Source organism: Candidatus Poriferisocius sp. (genome assembly GCF_965208475.1).
Classification (GTDB): Bacteria; Actinomycetota; Acidimicrobiia; order Acidimicrobiales; family Bin134; genus Poriferisocius.
In genome coordinates, this window is record NZ_OZ242338.1 from 3,401,107 (window position 1) to 3,419,528 (window position 18,422).

An 18,422-nucleotide genomic window follows, 5' to 3' on the forward strand; every position below is an offset into this window, starting at 1 on the left:
TGTCCGGTGCCGACTAGACATTTAGCTCGTGGCCAAACACCCCTTCCACGATGTCGCCATCGTCGGCATCGCCAATTCCGAGCAGGCCCGTGTCCTCGACGGCCACGACTCCACGACCATTACCTTCCAGGCCGTCCACCGGGTACTGGCCGACTCCGGTCTGTCCCCGTCGGACATCGACGGCGTCGCCGCCGGACCATTCTCGGGACCGCTCACCTACTACATGCGCAACGGCCCGTCATGGCGAAACCATATGGCCCCGTCCATCCCCATAATTCTGGACGCCGCCTCGGCCATCGCCACCGGCCAGTGCCACACCGTGCTGGTGGCCCACGGGTCGGCCGGCGTCTACACCGAGCGGGCCTCCACCGCCCCGTGGACCCGGCCGGCCAACGAGTTCGTGGTGGCCTACGGCATGTTCACCGCGGCTGAGTTCGCCCTCATCGCCCGGCGCCACATGCACATGCACGGCACCACCCCCGAGCAGCTGGCCACGGTGGCCGCCACCGTCCGCAACAACGGCCACGTCCACCCCGATGCGGTGTACCACGGGCGGGGGCCGTTCACCCCCGACGACATCTTGGCGTCGCGCATGGTGGCCGACCCGTTCCACCTGCTCGACTGCGCCATGACATCAGAGGGGGCGTGCGCGCTGATCCTCACCACCCGGGCGCGGGCCCAGGATCTGCCCACCAAGCCGGTGTACATCCTGGGCGGGGCGTGCGACAGCTTCGGCCCCTCCTACCAGCATCCCCCGGCCTGGGATCTGGCCGGTCCCAGCGGCCGGAACAACGGCTACACCGGCCGGTGGGCGGCCCAGAAGTCGTTCGCCATGGGCGAGCTCGGCCCCACCGATGTGGATGTGTGCGAGTTCTACGACCCGTTCTCGTTCGAGATCATCCGCCAGTTCGAGGCCTACGGGTTCTGTGAGGAGGGCGAGGGCGGCGAGTTCATCATGGACGGCCGCATCGGCCCCGGCGGCCAGTTCCCGGTGACCACCGACGGGGGAACCATGTCGTTCAGCCACGGCGGTGCCGCGGTGCAACAACTCCAGCGGGTCATTCGCGGCGTGGAGCAGCTCCGGGGAACGTGTGCAACGGCCCAAGTGCCCGACGCCCAGGTGGCCATGTGCTCAAATGGAGGTGCCGGCGCCCTGTTCACCGATGTGATGCTGCTGGGGACGCAGACCCCATGAGCGAGATGCTGCAACCCCAGTCGCCCGGCATCCCCCTGCCGGTGCCCACCCTGTTCTCCCGGCCCTACTGGGACGGCTGCCAAGTCGGCGAGCTCCGCTACCAGCGGTGCTTGGATTGCGGCGTCATCACCATGGACCCGGCCCCGGCCTGCTCGGGCTGCTTCTCGGCCAACCTCGACTGGGAGGTCAGCACCGGGCAGGGCGAGGTGTACTCCTGGACCACGGTATGGCGCCCCCAAACCCCGGCATTCACCGTGCCCTATGTGGCGGTGATCGTGACGCTGGACGAGGGATTTTGGCTCTTGGCCAACCTCATCAACTGCCCGGTCGACGCCGTGTATGTCGGCATGCGGGTGAAAACCACGTTCGTGGAGATGAGCGACGAGATAACCCTGCCCTACTTCGAGCCGGTTGACTAGCTAGAGGGTTCCAAGTAGACATGCGTGGCGGCAGGGACGGTGGCGCGCAGGCGAGCCTCCACCGCGGCCACAGCCGCTGGCATCTGGTCGCCGGATAAGTCGTCGGCAAAGTCCACTTCGGCGGCTACCAGCAGTTCTTCGGGGCCGAGGTGCTGGGTCCGCAGGTCTACCACCCGGTCGATCTCGGGTGAGTCATCCAACGCAGCCCGCAGCCGCTCCCGGTCTTCTTTGGTGGCGCTCTCACCGATCAGCAGGCTCTTCATCTCGATGGCCAACACGACGGCGATGATCCCCAAGAGCACGCCGATCACCAGGGTGCCAACACCGTCCCAGCGGGGTTCTCCGGTGACCTCGGCCAGCACCACGGCAATGAGGGCGAACACCAAGCCGAACATCGCGCCCAGGTCTTCCAGCAATACCACCGGCAATTCGGGGGTGCGAGAGCGGCGGATGAACGTGCCCCACGAGAGCTTGCCCCTCACCTTGTTGGACTCCACGATGGCGGTGCGGAACGACATTGACTCCACCACGATGCCGAAGATCAGGATCCCGATGGCCACCCACAGCGATTCCAGCTCGTGGGGATGGCGCACCTTTTCGATCCCCTCGTTGATGGCGAACAGCGCGCCCAGGGTGAACAGGATGATGGCCACCACGAACGACCAGAAGTACCGCTCGCGGCCGTAGCCGAACGGGTGGCGGGGGGTGGGGTCGCGCTTGGACAGTCGGCCGCCCAGCAGCAGCAGGGCCTGGTTGCCGGTGTCGGCACAAGAGTGGACGCTCTCGGCCAGCATGGAGGCCGAGCGGGTTACGGCGAAGCCCGCGAACTTGGCGATGGCGATGGCCAAGTTGGCGAACAGAGCGGCCAATACGGCTTTGGTGCTGCCTCCTGCGGCCATGCCCCAATGGGTAGCACACCTCGGGCGGGTAATCTCGTGTTGTGTTCAGCATTGAGACCGACGGACCAGTTGCCCGCATCACTCTGGCCAACCCGAAGCGGCGCAACGCGCTGAGTCTGGAGTTGATGGAGGCCCTCGTCGAGGCGCTCCACAAGCTGGGGGAGCGGACCGACGTCGCCGTGATCGTGATGGCGGCCGAGGGCCCGGCGTTTTCCGCGGGCCACGACCTGTCGGAGATGATCGACCGGGACGCCCAGTTCTACGACGACTTGTTCGAGGTGTGCACCGAGCTGATGAATGCCGTCCACACCGTGCCCCAGCCGGTGATCGCCGAGGTGGCCGGGGTGGCCACCGCGGCCGGATGCCAGCTTGTGGCGGCTTGCGACTTGGCGGTGGCGTCTTCTGAGGCCACCTTCGCCACCCCTGGCGTGCGCATCGGGCTGTTCTGCTCCACGCCGATGGTGCCCATCTCCCGGGCGGTGGGCCGAAAGCGGGCCATGGAGATGCTGCTCACCGGCGACCCCGTCGATGCGTCCACAGCTGCTGATTGGGGCTTGGTGAACCGAGTGGTGCCTCCCGATGAGCTGCGGGCCACGGTCGACGAACTGGCCGGCCGGATCACCCGGTTCAGCGACCACACCATCGCCATCGGCAAGCAGGCGTTCTACCGCCAACTCGACTGCGGCGAGCCCGAGGCTTACGAACTGACTAGAGAGGTGATGGCGGCCAACGCGGCCAGCACCGACGCCCAAGAGGGCATCGACGCCTTCTTGGCCAAGCGCTCCCCCTCGTGGTCGGGCCGCCAAGGGCAGTAGTTTCCCGCCCATGGGAACCGTATTTGCCACTGTTGACGACCTGCCCGCCGCCGTCGGCCAGCACTTGGGCTACAGCGACTGGATGGAGATCACCCAGGAGCGGGTGAACCAGTTCGCCGACGCCACCGGCGACCACCAGTGGATCCACATCGACCCCGAGCGGGCCGCCGCCGAGAGCCCCTACGGCACCACCATCGCCCACGGCTATCTCACGCTGTCGCTCACCAACATGTTCCTGCCCAGCCTGATCACCGTGGAGCAACTGTCGATGGGCATCAACTACGGCGTCAACAAGGTGCGGTTCCCCGCCCCCGTCCCGGTGGGATCGCGCATCAGGGTGGGCGCCGAGCTCAGCTCAGCAGACGAGATCGCCGGCGGCGTGCAAGCCGTCATCACAATCACCGTGGAAGTGGAAGGCAGCCCCAAGCCCGCCTGCGTAGTAGAGAGCCTCACCCGCTACCTCCGCTGAGGATAAGGCCACCTCCGGGACTTGTCTTCACAGGACACCGCAGTTTCTCCACGGTCGAATTGTCGCTGGTGCTGGGTAACTTGGCCGTAATGTTGACTGGTATCGAGACAGTCTGGGACGACTTAGAGGCCATTCGGCGTGCCGCCGTGGCTGAGATCCATCCGGAGTGCCGCAAGGATCTTGGTCAGGTGCTCACACCTGTTCCTGTTGCTCGGCTGCTAGCGGAGATGGTCTCCGATTGGCGTGGCGATGTGGAGTTGGTTGATGCCGGTGCGGGTGCAGGCACGCTCGGTGCTGTCGCTGCAATCAGCGCTCTCTCTAGTGTCGGGCGGCCGGCGTCTATGCGTGTCTTGGCCTGGGAGGTGGATCCAGAGTTAGCCGTAAAGTCAAAGCAGACACTCGCCCTCGTTTCTGAGCGGTTCGACGAAGCTGGCATTCCATTTGAGTTCGAAGTGCTGACTGAGGACTTCCTTCATGGGGCCGTGCAGAGGTCAACTGGCTTGTCATCTCAAGAGGCAACGGCCACTCATGCAATTCTCAATCCTCCCTATGCCAAGCTCTCTTCGACTTCGAACGAGCGAATGCTGGCCGAACGGCTAGGAGCGCCGGTGCCGAACCTATACGCCGCATTCATGCTTGCTGCATCAGCTTTGCTCACGGGTGGTGGTGAGATGGTTGCGATTACCCCGCGGAGCTTCTGCAACGGCCCCTACTTCAAGCGGTTCCGGAGGGCCTTGCTTGGCCAGAACGGGTTGTGTTCGATCCGGGTTTTCGAGAGCAGGATGCGTGCATTTGCAGATCAGGACGTGCTTCAGGAGAACGCCATCACTCATTTGGTAAGAGGCCGAGTGCAGCCAGAGAAAGTTCGAGTACAGGTGGGCGACCCTGGTGGACCAGTAGCCGAAAGAGACGTTCCATCGGAGGAGGTTGTATTTCCGGCAGATCGCGATGTGGTCATCCATGTCGCTGAATCTGAGAGCGCAGCCAATGCAGCAGCCCTCATGCACGAACTTCCTGCGACGCTTGAAACAATTGGGGTGGATGCGTCGACGGGCCCGGTAGTGGATTTTCGAGCGCGCCGGTGGTTGCAAGCCGAACACGAGCCCGGATCGGTCCCATTGTTGTACCCCTCGTCGGTGGACGCGGGCGGTGTCTCTTGGCCGGGCTCTGGCAATAGGCCGATCGCCATCGAGGATGTGGGGGCGACTGCATCTCTCTTGACGCCGCGTGGTAACTACGTGCTCGTCAAGCGTTTCAGCAGCAAGGAGGAGCGCCGCCGGATTGTTGCCGGCCCCTTGTTGGCTGATGCGTTTCCGGAGTGCCCAAGATTCGGGATCGAGAACCATGTCAACTATTTACACAGGCATGGGCGACCTCTTAGTCGCCAGCTAGCAATCGGGCTCGCTGCTTTCCTCAATCACGAACTGGTTGATGTCTATTTCCGGTCATTCAGCGGGCATACCCAGGTGAATGCGACTGACCTGCGCCGCCTCCGTATTCCCGACCGGGCCGCTCTTGAAGAATTTGGCTCTGCCCCATGCCCCCACGAAGCCTGCGACGAGTGGATTCACAGCTTTGGGCTGGCTGTTGGCGTCAGCGGTATAGGGGAGGTTGACCATGTTGGCCAAACCTCTGCCGTACGCTAGCCATTTTCCCGGTACGCCAGTGTTCTTCAAACTCTTCGAATGACCTGAATTGATCGGTTGAGTAGTAAGCGGCGGTCTTGGTTTCTCGTGGGCGAGTCCGGCTGGTCTGGTAGCTGTCGCTGAAGCTGAACGGATCTATCCACCAAAGACCGACTGCCTCGAATCGAGTTGTGGGTGGTTCGGCTCGGTCGATGACCTGAGCATGGAAGAGATAGACGACGATCCCCTCCGCATCAGCTACCTCGCTGATGTCGTCGCAGTCGCCATGATCGAGTTGAAATGTACCCATCTTGGCTCCCACCGGAGCCCATCCTCCGAGATGGCTACGACCTGTCTTGAGCTCAATACCGGCGATGGGAACGCCCTCTTCAAGGATCATGAAATCGATGCTCGGCGTCTTTCGCTCCAAGATCTGCGCGTCATGCGCCCGCAATACAGGCTGGTCTAGTCGTTCCAACTCAACAAGCGACCGTCGGAATGCCTCCTCAAACCGTGCAGCCACGTACTGTTCTGCGGCGATGCTTCTCCCTATCGAACGGGCCACACGCTCGCAGTTCCCGCACAGAAGCCACTGCGCTAGGTGGAGGTCGGTGGCGACTTGAGTGCAGTTCTGGCAGCTGCCCGATAAGACCGATGCATCGAACACCGGCGGCTCCCCTCGAAAGGCGCCCACCGTCCATTCAGCCACACACGACTCACAGAGATGAAACGAGCAGAGCCGCACATCCCAAGCCGCTCGCCCCTCCCTAACGCACTCATACGGTGATAGTGGATCCTCTGCAAGGGCTAGCCCCACTCGCTCCAGAGCAGTTTCGATCTTGTCGATGCTCTTGCTGCCCACACCAGAAATCGACCTCAATTCCCTCTGATTCCATGAGGCAAGTTCTTTCGCTGTCTTGATTCCCGCGTTTTCAAGCCGCCCCGTCAGTGCTTTTCCTAGTCCGAGACTGTGAACAAATGGCACGACGACACGCTACATTTATTTGCCGCGCATCCAACACGCTATGGTCCGCAACGCAGAGCACAGGCGGGGCAACCTGCGCCAGAAGAATTTACTGGTGCAGCGGTTCACCCCAGGGGAGAGCCAGAGGGGAATCGAGCTATGGACATTTCGATCTTTGGGCTAGATCTGAGCCGGGCCGCGGCGGCTGAGACTTAGTTTGACGCGATTCGAGCCCAGATTCAACGGGCCAGCCGGGAGGGATTCAGCGGATACTGGCTCCCGCAGGCCACCGGCTTGGACGCCTTGACCACTTTGGCGGTGGCTGGATCTGGGGTTGACATGCGCCTCGGTGTGGCGGTGATTCCGGTCTATACGCGCCATCCCGTTGCGATGGCCCAGCAAGCCCTAACCGTCAACCAGGCCTTACAGGAAAATCTGACCCTTTGAGTGGGCGCCTCCCACCGCTGCGACCGGCACTATCGTGAACGTGGTCTGCGGAGAAGCCGCCGCCGTATCCAAAGAGCCAACGCGCAACTAGTGGTTCGTCGCTGATTTAGTTGGGGCGGCTATTGTGGTGGTGTGAGTAGAGCGTTGGTGTTGTCGGAGGGTGATCGCGGGGCGTTGGAGCGGATTGCGGGGTCGGGTTCGGAGCCGCATCGGCGGGTGGTGAGGGCCGGGGCGCTTTTGGCTCTGGCCGATGGGGGGTCGGTGCGGTCGGTGGCCAGGGATATGGGCTTTCACCAGGACACGGTGAGGAGTTGGCGGGACCGGTTTTTGGAGTCGGGTCCCGGCGGGGTGGGCGCGGTGGCGCCCGGTCGGGGCCGCAAGCCCGGGGTTCCGGCCGCTGTGGTGGCAGCGATCGTGGCCGACACGCTCTTCGAGGAGCCCCCCGACGGTTCCGCGTTCTGGTCGACGCGGTCGATGGCGGCCCGCCACGGCGTGGGCAAAGACACCGTGGCGCGCATCTGGAGGGCCCGTGGCCTGCGCCCGTGGCGCTCAGACGTGTTCAAGCTGTCGCGGGACCCCTGCTTCGAGGCCAAGCTCGTCGACGTGGTGGGCCTGTACCTGGACCCGCCCGAGGCCGCCGCGGTGTTCGCTTTCGACGAGAAGACCCAGGTCCAGGCCATAGACCGCACCCAGCCGTCTTTGCCCATGGTCCCGGGCCGGGCCCGCACCCTCACCCACGACTACAAACGCCACGGCACCCTCGACCTGTTCGCCGCCCTCAACGTCGCGACCGGCGAGGTGCTCCACCAGACCCGAAAGCGCCACACCGGAGCCGACGTGCTCGCGTTCTTCAAATGGATCGACCTGCACACGCCGCGCCACCTCGACGTCCACATCGTCTTGGACAACCTGTCGGCCCACAAGTCCGAACCCGTGCGCGACTGGCTCGCCAGCCCCAAACGGGCCCGCTGGCACCTGCACTTCACACCCACCAGCGCATCATGGGCCAACCTCGTCGAGGGCTGGTTCTCCATACTCGCCCGCAAAGCCCTCAAAGGCCGCACCCACACATCAGTCGCCGACCTCGCCGACACCATCGACACCTGGACATCGCACTGGAACCAAAACCCCAAACCCCTCAAATGGACCAAGCCCGCCAACCACATCACCGCCAAAACCCGCCGAGCACAAACCGCCCTAACCAAATCCGCGACACACCACTAGGCAGTCAGCGGCGAGTCGTTCCGCACCAGCCCCGCCCCTGGTTTCTTGGTCAGGCGGTCAGGCCGCCGTCTACCCGCAGCACGCATCCCGTCATGGCACTGGGGCCGGGGCCGCACAGAAAGCGGACCGCTTCGGCAACCTCGCCGGCCGTTCCCATCCGGCGCAGCGCGGTGTTGGCCCGTATCTGCTTGCGGTCAGCCCCGCCGGCGAGGCCACCGCCGCCCTCTTCGATGTACCCCGGCGCCACCCCGTTCACGAGCACATCATGGGGCCCGAACTCCACAGCCAACGACCGCACCAACCCTTCCATACCGGCAGCAGAAGCGCAGAGGGCAGCTTGTTGCGGGCAGCCCACCAGCGACGCCGCAGAGCCCACCACAACCACCCGGCCGTAGCTGTACGCCCGCATCTCGGGAAGAAACTGCTGAATGAGCCGGAACGTTGCTGAGAGGCTGGCATCCACCACGCCGTTCCATTCCTCTTGGCCCAAGTCTTGCGCCGGTGCCGCTGTGGAGGCCGAGAAATTGGCCACAACGCAAAGCGGCGGCCCGAATCGTTCCGTGCTCGTTGCCTGGAAGCTGTTCAGGGAACTCGAATCGAGCGCATCGAGCTCGAACGCCGCCGCTAGGTGCCCGGCATCGGCCAGTTCCCTCTCAAGCTCGGCGCTGGCAGAGCCGCCCGCCTGGTGCCCAAACGACACCGGATGACCTGCCGCGGCCAGCGACCGCACGATAGCGGCGCCAATCTCGTCAGATCCGCGAGCCACCACCGCCGGGGCTTGCGATGCGGGCCGCGCCTTCATCCCGCCTTGATGATCCGCTTCCGGGAGATGCCCGAGTAGCGGATCATGTTGAAGATGCCCGCGTTGGGCAGTGACTCCACAAACAGTGCATCGTCGTCGAAGGACTTCACGGTGGACAGCAGGTCGAAGGGCTCCTCGACGTTGCGGGCCAATCGGTCCCAGAGCGATCCGGGGTGAACAGGGCCGGGATCGTCGGTGAAGCAGTCGTAGAATTCGACGGCGCCGGTATCGCCGCGGTCCATTATCTCGAGATCGCCCATGGCCTTTTTGAGCTCGTCGGCCACACCGGCCATCAGCGGGCAATGGCTGGCAAAGTCGATGGGCAGCCGTACCACGTTGGCGTGCAGTTCCTCGGTGAGAGTGCGCTCCACGTCCTCGCGCGCTTCCAGGCGGCATCCCAGCGTTACCGAGCTCCGGGTCATCACGCCAGATACCCAGCACCCGTCAATCTCGGCCACCGCGGCGGCGGTCTCGTCCGGCGCTGGTCCAACCACTGAAAGCATTCGCCCCTCGCCGTGGCGAGCACTGGCCTCAGCGATCAGGTCGCCTCGGATCATCAGCAATCGGCACGCATCCTCGATCCATATGGCACCCATCAGCGCCGCCGCGGCCCACACCCCGCTCGACTGGCCGATCACGGCCATGGGCCGAGCTCCCCGGTAGCGCTGGCGGGTGCAGGCATAGGTAAGGGCCGCCACGCTGGTCTGGTACGGGCCAGGCTCGGACCCCACCTCGCCCTTGGCGAGCCGGTCCACGAAGTCGATGCCCAAAAAGCTGCTGATCCGCCTCAAGTAGCTGGTGTCCAGCAAGGGGGTGTCTCGCATGTTGCCCATGTCGATCCCCCCGCCGGGGAACAACACGACCTCCCGGGGGCTGGTCCCGTCTGTTGCCGCCTCAGCGGGACGGGTGGCCGCGCTCACAGGCCCTCGACGATCATGGTCTGCACCTGCGAACAGGTGCCGGCCAGTTCTGTTAGCCCACCAAACTCCTCCGACCGCATCCACGCTCGAGCTTGGCCCACATGGTCGAACGCCACGACCACCACCCGGTCGGGCAGAGCCTCGCCGGTCACCGTTTCAATGCTTCCCCCCTTGGCCAGATGTCGGCCACCGTGGTCCACCGCGGTGTCGGCCAGGGCCATTATGCGGTCGAGGTTCTGGGTGAACGCGCCAGCGTCGGTGGCGGTGAGGCTGACGCTTGCGATTATCGACATCGATGCCTCCTTTTGCGATGTTCTTCGATGAGGTCTAAGAGAGAATAGGCGAAACATCGGACAGAACCCGTTGTCTACCAGCAGCAGAGCCAGGACTATGCCGGTCTGGTGCTGTTCGATCCGCCCATAACCCTGACCGGAGACGGCGGCGAGGAGATGGACGAGATGTGTCGGCGCCAAGCGAGGCGGGCCCGCCGCCGCAAGCGGCATTTCGAACGCCCGCTGGGCAAACCATGACTGAGCAGGCACGGTGCGGGCAGAATACCGTTGGCGTTCTTGAGCAGCAAGGAGAGCGGTCATGGGTGAGTTCGTCAGGATTGAGACCGGGGCGGCCAAGGGTGTGGCAACGCTGAGGTTGGACCGTCCCAAGGCAAATGCCCTGAATGCGCAGTTAATGGCCGAGTTGCGCGAGGCGGTGGACGAGCTGTCTGGGCGGACCGACATACGGGCGGTGGTCATCTGGGGCGGGCCGAGGGTGTTTGCCGCCGGCGCCGATATCAGTGAGTTCTCCGGCATGGGCGTTGACGGCGCCCGCGAATTGGCCCAAAGGTTCAACGCCGCGTTCAGGGCGGTTGAGCTGCTGCCCCAGATAACGATTTGCGCCGTGAACGGCTACGCCCTGGGAGGGGGGTGCGAGCTGGCCATGGCCGCGGAGTTCCGCCTGATTGGCGAGGGAGCGGTCTTGGGCCAGCCCGAGATAAAACTGGGGATCATTCCCGGTGGAGGCGGCACCCAGAGGCTGAGTCGCCTGGTGGGCATCACCCGGGCCAAGGAGCTGATCTACAGCGGGCGCAACGTGTGGGCCGACGAGGCGGTGTCGATCGGGCTGGCGTCGGGCGCTTACCCCGACGACGATGTGTACGACGAGGCGATTAAGCTGGCCGCCCGCTATTGCGAGGGGCCGGCCGCTGTCTCCTTGGCCAAGAAGGCCATTCTCGACGGCTACTCCTTGCCGCTGGATGATGCGCTGGAAGTGGAGATCGAGGCGTTCGCCGCCTGTTTCGACACCGAGGATGCCCGAATCGGTGTGGCGAGCTTCCTCGACAAGGGCCCCGGCAGAGCCACTTTTACCGGCCAGTAGCCCTCTGGCTATTCTGGCTTCATGTGCGCGGGGATCATCGGGATTCTGGGCAGCGGCAAGTGGGGTCTGGAACGGATGAAGACCGGAAAAGAGCTGCTATGAGCCACACCAGGCGCGGTTGCCCGGCGGGCCGTTAGAGCAAGCTGGCGATGGCGAAGCGCAAACGCGGGCGAGGGACGACGCTAGACCGGGTTCCGGTCTCCCACCCACCGGTAAGGCCGGGGCTGGTCGGCCCACGGCGCCGGGTGCCTCGCCACATTGAGCGGCCTCCGTATGCCCGGACGGGGGAGCCGGGGCCGGCGGTGTCGTCGCTGGTGCGCAGCAAGGAGGAGATCGAGGCCATGCGCCGGGCGGGGCAGATGGCTGCCGAGGTGCTGCTGTTCGCCGGAAAGCTGGTGGTGCCCGGCGTGACCACCGACAGCATCGACGCAGAAGTCCACGACGAGATCGTGCGGCGGGGCGCCTATCCCAGCCCCCTCAACTACCGGGGCTATCCCAAGTCGGTATGCACGTCGATCAACGAGGTCATCTGCCACGGCATCCCCGACAGCCGGGCGCTGGTCGATGGCGACATCGTGAACATCGATGTGACCGTTTTCCTAAACGGCGTTCACGGTGACACGTCGACCACATTCGAGGTGGGGGAGGTGGACGAGCGCTCCCGCCTGTTGGTGCGCGAGACCCGGACGGCCATGTACCTGGGTATCGCCGCAGTCAAGGATGGCGCGCCGGTGAACGCCATCGGCGGCGCCATCGAATCCCATGCCCGTATCCATCGTCTGGGGGTGGTCCGGGAGTTCATCGGCCACGGAGTGGGCCCCGAGTTCCACTCCGGGCTCCAGATCCCCCATTACTACGACCGCAACCACTCCACCCCGCTGGCCACCGGAATGACCTTCACCATCGAGCCCATGCTCACCCTGGGTTCCCCCGACCTATACCTGTGGGACGACCAGTGGACCGCGGTGACCGCGGACCAGCGCCGCAGCGCCCAGTTCGAGCACACCCTGTTGTGTGCCGAGGAGGGCGCGGAGATCTTCACCCGCACTCCCGCCGGTGAGGGCGCCGCCGAGGTCTTTTCCAGGGACTGACCGACTCGGCATTAGCTGAGGACGGGCGAACTTGCCATGATGGTGCCATGGCACTCCCCGTTGAAGACATCCTGGCCATCCAGAAGCTGGCCGCCGACTACAACCACCTGATCGACAGCGGCTCAGCTGAGGCTTGGGCCCAGCTTTTCGTGAATGACGGCACGCTGGAGTTCGGCATGCCCGAAGGAGTGAAGGGCCATGAGGAGTTGGCTAAGTTCGCCGCCTCGATCAACCCGGCCACCCGCCATGTGATCAGCAATCTATCCATCGACGGGGACGGCAACGAAGCGATTGCGTCGGTGTACCTGGAGGTGTACTACACCGCACCTCCCGGTCAGCCTCGTGAGCTGGCCATCACCGGCGTCTATCGCGACCACCTGCGCAAAGAAGACGGCCGATGGCGTTACGTGTCCCGCCGGTTGGTGCCAGACTTGGGCGATTGGGCACCGGCCCCCGAAACCGTTCCCGGGCTCTGACGGACTACTAGTCCCAGTACCAGGCCAAGCCTCGGACTCCGGTCCCGGAGTTGATCATCATGGCCTGCCCGAACTCGCAGATGAACGCGTCGGCCGGCACGACCTCGGACGTGACTGCGTCCATAAGCTCGGCGGCCCGCTCGGGAACGCCGGCGTGGATGCACACCAGATGGAGATGGCCGTCGCCGCCAGTCGGTTTTGTGCGCCGCCAGATGCCTAGGAGACGCTGAAGGGCTGCTTCGTCGCTGAGTGCGGGCCGAAGTCGGCGGATCACCATGTCATGAATGTCGAACATGGGGCGCAGCCCGATCAGATTTCCGGCTCGACCGGCTAGGCCCGGCACCCTTCCGCTGCGGATCAGCTGGTCTAGGTTGGCCAGCGCCCCCACGAGCTTGACCCGCCTGGCTATCTGCTCGGCTCGGGCGACCACTTCGTCGAGTGTTGCCCCAGTTTGCGCGGCTCGGGCGGCGGCCACTGCTACCAGCCCCTGCCCCCCGGCCGCGGTGCGGCTGTCCACCACTGACACCGGGCAAGCCGCGCCCTTGGAGGCCAGTATCGCCGACTGGTGGGTGATGCTCAGCGAGGACGTCACCGTCACAACCACCACGCCGTCGCCCTGGTCTTGTCCGGCAATCGCCTCGGCGAATGCCCCTGGCGATGGGCCGGAAGACGATTGGTTCTTCGCGGCCAAGATTTCGGCGGTGTCCAACTCCCTGTCGTCCACCGTTCGGCCGTCCACGGTGATGGCCAGCGGGACCACGGCAATGTTCCAGCGGGAGCGCACCTCTTCGGGCAGCGCAGCGGTGCTGTCGGTGACGATGCCAACGGCCACTCAAGCAACCCTGTCAACGTCGACAATCGGGCGGACGGTCGCGGCCGAGGCCAGCACAATCAGGCCCGAGGCCAACAGCACCGAACGGGTGCCAGGCAGCCCGGCCCCGTTCAGCCCGTCGCCGATGGCTCCTGCGCCCAGCGCGGCGGCCCCTAATCCGATGCGGATCACCACGTGGAATGCCGAGAAGGCCAGCACTCGCTCTTCTTCGCTGGGAATTCTGGCTTGAAGCGCGCTCATTCCCGACGTCAGGGCCACCGTTGCCCCGGCCCCGAACCCGGCAGCTCCCAGAAAGGTCAGCCAGACGGTGGGGCTCTGGCTCATCAGCGCCACCAGTGCCCCCATGACCAGCGCACCCCGCCGGGTGAGTACCAACAGGTCTGTATGGCGCGACCTGTGGGTGAGGGCGAGGCCCACACCCGCTCCGGCGCCGAACAGAACGATGAGGATGCCGTATTCGATGTCGGACGCATTCAATTCCTCCTGAACCAGCTTTATGCCCAGCGAGAACAACGCCCCCAGTCCGATGGCGGCGGCGGCGGTGGCCGGCAGGACCCTGCGCACCAACGGCACCGACCAGGCGTCTCGCAGGCGGCTGGGGGCAGCCGAGACCTCGCTGCCGAGAACGGCGGCGCTTTCTGGCGCCTGTTCGATGGAGGGTCCCCGGCCTCCCAGGCCGAGGGCTCGAGCGATGAAATAGGCAGAGACGCCGAACGTGAGCGCGTCGATCCAGAACACCAGGGCGTAGGGATGCGACCCCAGCCAGCCCTCGTTGAACGGGAGGGCGGCGAACAGTGCGAACAGGCCCGCCCCCACCGGAATATTCCCGTAAGACGATCCCATCATGGCGGCGTTGGCCAGCGGCAGGTCGGACTCGTCCACCAGGTCGGGAATGGAGGAGTCCCGCGACGCCAAGAACACCACGCTGGGCGCTTCCAAGGCGAAGGCCCACAGATAAACCCACCACAGCTCCTGCACGAAGGGGACCACCGCGATCATTACCGCCCGCAGCAGATCCATGGTGATCATGGTTCGCCGTCGGTCCCAGCGATTCACCAACTTGGCCGCCAGCGTGCCGCCCAGTGCCGCGGGTATGAGTCGGAAGGCGAGGATGCCGCCCACGGCCGCGGCCGAGTCGCTCAGGTGGTCCACCAGCGCCATTAGCGCGAAAGTGCCCATCCAGTCGCCGAGCGCGGACGCTCCTTGTCCGACGAGGAGGCGACGGAAATCGACCTGTGTGCGGAGGTTCAACGGACTCGAGGCTGCCGGAGATTGCCCGAGGCGTGGAGGCTCAACGGCTGGTCGGGGTGGTCGACGCCCAACTGTCGTTGTCGAAAACCAGTCGGTGGGCGGCGGCCTTCCAGCGGTGGGGGGGCGGCAGCGGCCTGTTGCCCGACACGCGCTTGATCAGTATGGGCACGATGATGATCGTGCCGGCGATGGCGGCTTGGCCGTCAGCCACCAGCAGCAGGAATGGAGGAAGCGCCGGCATGGTGATGAACACCACCAGCCCGGTGTGGCGCAGGATGCGCCCAAGGGCCAGCCCGCCCAGAAGGAAGAGGGCCGCAGGCCAAGCGATCACCGCGAACGCCCCCAGCGCGGGTGACAGTCCTCTGCCACCGGCACCGTTGAGGAACATCGACCAGTTGTGGCCGATCACCGACACTGCGCCGGCGAACGCCATCAGCAGCCAGCGGTCTCCGGCCAAGAACGGGCCGAGGGCGCCTTTGCCCACATCGCATAGACCGCCCACCGCTAAGGGGATGAACCCGGTTACTTGGTAGAGGCTGGTGCCCGACACCGTGCCGCTGCCTACTTGGCGCAGGTCGGTTCGGGCCAGCGAATGGGCAATGAGATAGGAAAAGGGGACCGCCCCGGCGGCAAAGGCCACGATGAGAACCAATGTCCCCCACATCATCGTTAGAGATTCTGCCCCATGCCGGGGCAGCTTTGCCACAGGGTCGCATAGATGCCTGGTTGGAAGCCCGTTGCTGGAGTTCGGCGTGGCATTATGGGGCCGAGATGAGCTCCGGCGAACGAACCCGCATGCTCTTGATCCGCCACGGCGAATCAGAGGTAACCGTCAAGCAGATCATCGGCGGTGATCGGGCCTGCACGGGGTTGTCGCCGCTCGGCCGACAGCAGGCCGAAGCACTGGGAGAGCGCTGGGCCCAGGGCTATGAGCCCAAGGTGGACGCGCTGTGGTCGAGCACGCTGCCTCGGGCAATGGAGACGGCCGATCTGCTGACTCCCCCGCTGGGCGGCTTGAAGGCGCACACCCATCCCGACCTGGTTGAGCGCCGCCCCGGAGAGGCCGACGGTGTGGGCTATCAGGAATTCGGCACCCTGTATGAGTGGACCGGCGATTTCCACCCCCACTTGCCGCTGGCGCCTGGCGGGGAGAGCCTGGCCGCCTTCTCCTACCGAACTGGACAGGCGCTCTATGAGTTGGTTGAGGGGAATCCGGGCACCACCATGATGGTGGTGTGCCATGGCGGGGTGATCGACATTGCCATGAGGCTCTTCATGGGCCTGGGGATGAGCACGCAATTCGTCCTCTGGACCCTCAACACTTCCATCACCGAGTTCGTGACCACTGATGAGCCCGGGGTGTGGCGGCTGGTGCGATACAACGATGCCGCCCATTTGGACGGGCTGCCTCCCCGCACCGAGCCCGCCGACTGAGGCCGACCGGTCAGAGCACCACCACCGCCCCAGGATCGGTTGCCGTGAGCTCACCGATCACGGCTGCTGTGTGGCCGTTCGCTGCCAGACGGGCTACCGCGTCGGCCGCCGCCACCGGTGGGCAGCAGAACAGCAATCCGCCGGAGGTCTGGGCGTCGGCCAGCAAGGTCAATATCCTCTGGTCGTCCGATCCCCTGACCCACGGGCGCACATGGTCCAGGTTTCGGGCCGTGCCGCCGGGGGCGAATCCCTGATCGAGCAGTTCCCACGCTTTGGGCAGCACCGGCACCGCGTCGGCCCAGATCACCGCGCCGGTGCCGCTGGCTTCAGCCAGCTTTTGCAGGTGGCCGAGGAGGCCGAAACCGGTGATGTCGGTAGCCGCGGTGGCGTTGGCCTCATGGGCCGCCGACGCGGCCTCGTCGTTCAGGCGGGTCATCTCGGCCACTCCCGCGGCGTAGGCTTCGGCCAGCCAGCCGCCGGTAACTGTCGCCTCGGGCTCAGAGTGCTTGACCGCGGTGGCCAAGAGCCCAGTGCCCAACGGCTTGGTCAGCACCAGCGACTGCCCCGGCTGGGCCCCGGCATTGGTGAGCAGGCTCTCTTCATCGGCTTCTCCGGTGACAGCTTGGCCGTACATCGGCTCGGGGCCGTCCACCGTGTGGCCGCCGACCACTGCCCACCCTCCCTCAGATGCGGCTGTGGCCCCGCCGGCCAGCACGTCGGATAGAACCTCAAGCGGCAGTTCGCCGTGGGGCCAGGCCACCAGGTTCAGCCCGAACCGCGGAGTGCCGCCCATGGCGTAGACGTCGGAGGCGGCGTTGGCGGCCGCGATGCGACCCCAGGTGCGGGGGTCGTCGACCACGGGAGTGAAGAAGTCGGCAGTCGATATCAGGGCGCGGCCTTCCCCGAGACGCCAAACCGCGGCGTCGTCGCCGGTCTCTGTTCCCACGATCAGTTCCTCGTGGGCCGGGGTTGGCAGCGAGCGCAAGACCTGCGCCAGCTCGGCCGGTCCGAGCTTGCCGGCTCAACCGGCGCCGTGGGAGTAAGCCGTGAGCCTTCCGGTTTTCGGTTTCACGGTTCCGACGCTACCGGGCCGGTGCCCGTTGGAGTGGGTTAGCTTTGCTCTCGTGACTCCCAACGAGCAGGCGGTGCGATCGATCAAGGCCCTCATGTACGTCTATGCCGAATGCGTGGATTTGGCCCGCTTCGACGAGCTTGGCGAGCTCTTCTCCCACGGGGTGCTCACGTCTACCAGTGCGGCCGACCCTGACGACGGCATGTCGGGCGACGATGTTGCAGCCTTCTACCGGGCAACCAACAAAGTCCACGCCGACGGCACGCTGCGCACTCGGCATGTGGCCAGCAACGTGATCGTCGAAGTGGCCGACGACGGGCAAACGGCCATCGCCCGCTCGTATTTCGCCGTCCACCAGGCAACAGAAGCCCTGGCATTGCAGCCCATTGTGGCCGGTCGCTACCACGATGATTTCGCACTGGTTGATGGACAGTGGCGGTTCGCGTGCCGACTGGTGATCGTCGAGCAGATCGGGGACATGCGTGAGCATCTAACCTTTGACCTGTCCCTGGGCGATGTCCGCTATGCCGACCACGTGGAGCCGGGGTGAGCGACCAACCCGGGCGCCGGGCACCGCCGGGTTGGTACGCCGAGCAGGGCAAGGGCGGATATCAGTATTGGGATGGCCAGTCGTGGGCTGAACCGATGGCCAGGCCCGCCGGGCGCCTGTATGGCGGCAACGACCAGCGATCCTCCTCAACCTGGCAGAGGACAGGGCTTGCCCTTATGGGAGCTGCGGTGGCCCTGCTGGCTACGGGGTTGGCTCTTCCCTGGGCCGAGAGCGAATCCGGCGATCAGGGATTGTTTGACGGCGACCTTCCGTGGCTGGTGGGCGTGGGAGATGTGGCTGATTCGTGGTTGCTGATTGTGATGGCCGCGGCCACGCTGTGGGCGCTCTTGGTGGTTGCGTTGACTGGGAGCGGCCGAAGAATATGGCTGGCGACTCTGTTCTCGGGGCTGGCCGAAATGGGGTTCTGCGTCGCAGAGGGACTGGCAATGGACGGAGATCTGGATTTGGCCGGGGCCCGGGTTGGCTTGGGCTTATTTGTGGCTTTCGCAGGGGGAGCGGCAGCCTCGATGGGCGGTGTGCTGCTCAGCCCAGGCCGTTGATGT

Annotated in this window: 23 protein-coding genes; 14 read left to right on the forward strand and 9 right to left on the reverse strand. The window is 65.2% G+C overall.

The window, feature by feature from the left end:
- Window positions 1-28 precede the first annotated feature (28 nt).
- Window positions 29-1,195 carry a thiolase family protein gene (locus ACOGXA_RS15845; protein ID WP_419924815.1) on the forward strand — a complete coding sequence of 389 codons (1,167 nt, stop codon included), beginning with the start codon at window positions 29-31 and terminating at the stop codon, window positions 1,193-1,195.
- Window positions 1,192-1,614, forward strand: a complete 423-nt coding sequence (locus ACOGXA_RS15850; protein ID WP_419924816.1) for a Zn-ribbon domain-containing OB-fold protein — start codon at window positions 1,192-1,194, stop codon at window positions 1,612-1,614. The genes ACOGXA_RS15845 and ACOGXA_RS15850 overlap by 4 nt, the downstream gene beginning before the upstream one ends.
- Here the strand turns inward: ACOGXA_RS15850 and ACOGXA_RS15855 are convergent.
- Window positions 1,611-2,513 (reverse strand): cation diffusion facilitator family transporter, encoded by a 903-nt coding sequence (locus ACOGXA_RS15855; protein ID WP_419924817.1) that lies wholly within the window; start codon window positions 2,511-2,513, stop codon window positions 1,611-1,613. The genes ACOGXA_RS15850 and ACOGXA_RS15855 overlap by 4 nt on opposite strands.
- A 41-nt stretch (window positions 2,514-2,554) precedes the next feature.
- Between ACOGXA_RS15855 and ACOGXA_RS15860 the strand changes: the two genes are divergently transcribed.
- The 3 genes from ACOGXA_RS15860 to ACOGXA_RS15870 all read left to right on the forward strand — a co-directional run bounded on the left by ACOGXA_RS15860 (window position 2,555) and on the right by ACOGXA_RS15870 (window position 5,443).
- Window positions 2,555-3,328, forward strand: coding sequence for an enoyl-CoA hydratase (locus tag ACOGXA_RS15860; RefSeq protein WP_419924818.1), 774 nt, complete (start codon window positions 2,555-2,557; stop codon window positions 3,326-3,328).
- Window positions 3,329-3,338: 10 nt separating this feature from the next.
- Window positions 3,339-3,797, forward strand: a complete 459-nt coding sequence (locus ACOGXA_RS15865) for a MaoC family dehydratase (RefSeq protein WP_419924819.1) — start codon at window positions 3,339-3,341, stop codon at window positions 3,795-3,797.
- A gap of 89 nt (window positions 3,798-3,886) precedes the next feature.
- A complete protein-coding gene (locus ACOGXA_RS15870) occupies window positions 3,887-5,443 on the forward strand; it encodes an Eco57I restriction-modification methylase domain-containing protein (protein ID WP_419924820.1) in 1,557 nt (518 codons plus the stop codon).
- On the opposite strand, the gene ACOGXA_RS15875 is transcribed toward ACOGXA_RS15870, so the two are convergent.
- Window positions 5,391-6,407, reverse strand: coding sequence for a DNA-directed RNA polymerase subunit alpha C-terminal domain-containing protein (locus tag ACOGXA_RS15875; RefSeq protein WP_419924821.1), 1,017 nt, complete (start codon window positions 6,405-6,407; stop codon window positions 5,391-5,393). The two genes, ACOGXA_RS15870 and ACOGXA_RS15875, sit on opposite strands and share 53 nt — an antisense overlap.
- 216 nt (window positions 6,408-6,623) lie before the next feature.
- Here ACOGXA_RS15875 and ACOGXA_RS15880 point away from each other — a divergent pair, with 216 nt between their 5' ends.
- Entirely contained in the window at window positions 6,624-6,833 is a 210-nt protein-coding gene (locus tag ACOGXA_RS15880) for an LLM class flavin-dependent oxidoreductase (protein WP_419927000.1), read from the forward strand.
- 132 nt (window positions 6,834-6,965) lie between these two features.
- Complete coding sequence (locus ACOGXA_RS15885; protein ID WP_419924822.1) at window positions 6,966-8,057, forward strand: IS630 family transposase; 1,092 nt, start codon at window positions 6,966-6,968, stop codon at window positions 8,055-8,057.
- Window positions 8,058-8,106: 49 nt separating this feature from the next.
- On the opposite strand, the gene ACOGXA_RS15890 is transcribed toward ACOGXA_RS15885, so the two are convergent.
- The 3 genes from ACOGXA_RS15890 to ACOGXA_RS15900 are packed head-to-tail and all read right to left on the reverse strand — an operon-like array spanning window position 8,107 to window position 10,072.
- Window positions 8,107-8,859, reverse strand: coding sequence for an SDR family NAD(P)-dependent oxidoreductase (locus tag ACOGXA_RS15890; RefSeq protein WP_419924823.1), 753 nt, complete (start codon window positions 8,857-8,859; stop codon window positions 8,107-8,109).
- Window positions 8,856-9,779 carry an acyltransferase domain-containing protein gene (locus ACOGXA_RS15895; RefSeq protein WP_419924824.1) on the reverse strand — a complete coding sequence of 308 codons (924 nt, stop codon included), beginning with the start codon at window positions 9,777-9,779 and terminating at the stop codon, window positions 8,856-8,858. The genes ACOGXA_RS15890 and ACOGXA_RS15895 overlap by 4 nt, the downstream gene beginning before the upstream one ends.
- Window positions 9,776-10,072, reverse strand: a complete 297-nt coding sequence (locus ACOGXA_RS15900; protein ID WP_419924825.1) for a DUF1330 domain-containing protein — start codon at window positions 10,070-10,072, stop codon at window positions 9,776-9,778. Before ACOGXA_RS15900 ends, ACOGXA_RS15895 begins: the two co-directional genes overlap by 4 nt.
- A gap of 108 nt (window positions 10,073-10,180) precedes the next feature.
- On the opposite strand from ACOGXA_RS15900, the gene ACOGXA_RS15905 reads away from it, so the two are divergent.
- The 4 genes from ACOGXA_RS15905 to ACOGXA_RS15920 all read left to right on the forward strand — a co-directional run bounded on the left by ACOGXA_RS15905 (window position 10,181) and on the right by ACOGXA_RS15920 (window position 12,720).
- The gene (locus tag ACOGXA_RS15905; protein WP_419924826.1) at window positions 10,181-10,309 is read left to right on the forward strand and encodes a hypothetical protein; all 129 of its coding nucleotides are present in this window, start codon (window positions 10,181-10,183) and stop codon (window positions 10,307-10,309) included.
- A 61-nt stretch (window positions 10,310-10,370) separates the two neighbouring features.
- Window positions 10,371-11,153, forward strand: coding sequence for an enoyl-CoA hydratase/isomerase family protein (locus ACOGXA_RS15910; RefSeq protein ID WP_419924827.1), 783 nt, complete (start codon window positions 10,371-10,373; stop codon window positions 11,151-11,153).
- A 149-nt stretch (window positions 11,154-11,302) separates the two neighbouring features.
- A complete protein-coding gene (gene map, locus ACOGXA_RS15915; protein ID WP_419924828.1) occupies window positions 11,303-12,244 on the forward strand; it encodes a type I methionyl aminopeptidase in 942 nt (313 codons plus the stop codon).
- A gap of 47 nt (window positions 12,245-12,291) precedes the next feature.
- Window positions 12,292-12,720, forward strand: coding sequence for a nuclear transport factor 2 family protein (locus ACOGXA_RS15920; protein ID WP_419924829.1), 429 nt, complete (start codon window positions 12,292-12,294; stop codon window positions 12,718-12,720).
- A 7-nt stretch (window positions 12,721-12,727) separates the two neighbouring features.
- Here the strand turns inward: ACOGXA_RS15920 and ACOGXA_RS15925 are convergent, their stop codons facing one another.
- Genes ACOGXA_RS15925 through ACOGXA_RS15935 form a run of 3 tightly spaced genes read right to left on the reverse strand, consistent with a single transcriptional unit; the run spans window position 12,728 to window position 15,470 of the window.
- Complete coding sequence (locus ACOGXA_RS15925) at window positions 12,728-13,552, reverse strand: DegV family protein (RefSeq protein WP_419924830.1); 825 nt, start codon at window positions 13,550-13,552, stop codon at window positions 12,728-12,730.
- The gene (locus ACOGXA_RS15930; protein WP_419924831.1) at window positions 13,553-14,803 is read right to left on the reverse strand and encodes an MFS transporter; all 1,251 of its coding nucleotides are present in this window, start codon (window positions 14,801-14,803) and stop codon (window positions 13,553-13,555) included.
- Between the two features lie 40 nt (window positions 14,804-14,843).
- Window positions 14,844-15,470: a glycerol-3-phosphate acyltransferase gene (locus ACOGXA_RS15935; protein ID WP_419924832.1), complete on the reverse strand. Its 627-nt coding sequence runs from the start codon at window positions 15,468-15,470 to the stop codon at window positions 14,844-14,846.
- A 104-nt stretch (window positions 15,471-15,574) separates the two neighbouring features.
- Here ACOGXA_RS15935 and ACOGXA_RS15940 point away from each other — a divergent pair, with 104 nt between their 5' ends.
- Window positions 15,575-16,237, forward strand: coding sequence for a histidine phosphatase family protein (locus ACOGXA_RS15940; protein WP_419924833.1), 663 nt, complete (start codon window positions 15,575-15,577; stop codon window positions 16,235-16,237).
- Between the two features lie 10 nt (window positions 16,238-16,247).
- Here the strand turns inward: ACOGXA_RS15940 and selD are convergent, their stop codons facing one another.
- Complete coding sequence (gene selD, locus ACOGXA_RS15945; protein ID WP_419924834.1) at window positions 16,248-17,309, reverse strand: selenide, water dikinase SelD; 1,062 nt, start codon at window positions 17,307-17,309, stop codon at window positions 16,248-16,250.
- Between the two features lie 52 nt (window positions 17,310-17,361).
- On the opposite strand from selD, the gene ACOGXA_RS15950 reads away from it, so the two are divergent.
- Both ACOGXA_RS15950 and ACOGXA_RS15955 read left to right on the forward strand, forming a co-directional pair.
- The gene (locus tag ACOGXA_RS15950) at window positions 17,362-17,859 is read left to right on the forward strand and encodes a nuclear transport factor 2 family protein (protein ID WP_419924835.1); all 498 of its coding nucleotides are present in this window, start codon (window positions 17,362-17,364) and stop codon (window positions 17,857-17,859) included.
- Window positions 17,856-18,419: a hypothetical protein gene (locus tag ACOGXA_RS15955; protein WP_419924836.1), complete on the forward strand. Its 564-nt coding sequence runs from the start codon at window positions 17,856-17,858 to the stop codon at window positions 18,417-18,419. The genes ACOGXA_RS15950 and ACOGXA_RS15955 overlap by 4 nt, the downstream gene beginning before the upstream one ends.
- The last annotated feature ends 3 nt before the right edge of the window (window positions 18,420-18,422 follow it).

Excerpts from the sequence above, each read along its gene's own strand:
- ACOGXA_RS15850 (WP_419924816.1), top strand. The coding sequence starts at position 1,192 with ATGAGCGAGATGCTGCAACCCCAGTCGCCCGGCATCCCCCTGCCGGTG.
- ACOGXA_RS15855 (WP_419924817.1), bottom strand. The coding sequence starts at position 2,513 with ATGGCCGCAGGAGGCAGCACCAAAGCCGTATTGGCCGCTCTGTTCGCC.
- ACOGXA_RS15865 (WP_419924819.1), top strand. The coding sequence starts at position 3,339 with ATGGGAACCGTATTTGCCACTGTTGACGACCTGCCCGCCGCCGTCGGC.
- ACOGXA_RS15870 (WP_419924820.1), top strand. The coding sequence starts at position 3,887 with ATGTTGACTGGTATCGAGACAGTCTGGGACGACTTAGAGGCCATTCGG.
- ACOGXA_RS15890 (WP_419924823.1), bottom strand. The coding sequence starts at position 8,859 with ATGAAGGCGCGGCCCGCATCGCAAGCCCCGGCGGTGGTGGCTCGCGGA.
- ACOGXA_RS15900 (WP_419924825.1), bottom strand. The coding sequence starts at position 10,072 with ATGTCGATAATCGCAAGCGTCAGCCTCACCGCCACCGACGCTGGCGCG.
- ACOGXA_RS15910 (WP_419924827.1), top strand. The coding sequence starts at position 10,371 with ATGGGTGAGTTCGTCAGGATTGAGACCGGGGCGGCCAAGGGTGTGGCA.
- map (WP_419924828.1), top strand. The coding sequence starts at position 11,303 with ATGGCGAAGCGCAAACGCGGGCGAGGGACGACGCTAGACCGGGTTCCG.
- ACOGXA_RS15920 (WP_419924829.1), top strand. The coding sequence starts at position 12,292 with ATGGCACTCCCCGTTGAAGACATCCTGGCCATCCAGAAGCTGGCCGCC.
- ACOGXA_RS15935 (WP_419924832.1), bottom strand. The coding sequence starts at position 15,470 with ATGATGTGGGGGACATTGGTTCTCATCGTGGCCTTTGCCGCCGGGGCG.
- ACOGXA_RS15940 (WP_419924833.1), top strand. The coding sequence starts at position 15,575 with ATGAGCTCCGGCGAACGAACCCGCATGCTCTTGATCCGCCACGGCGAA.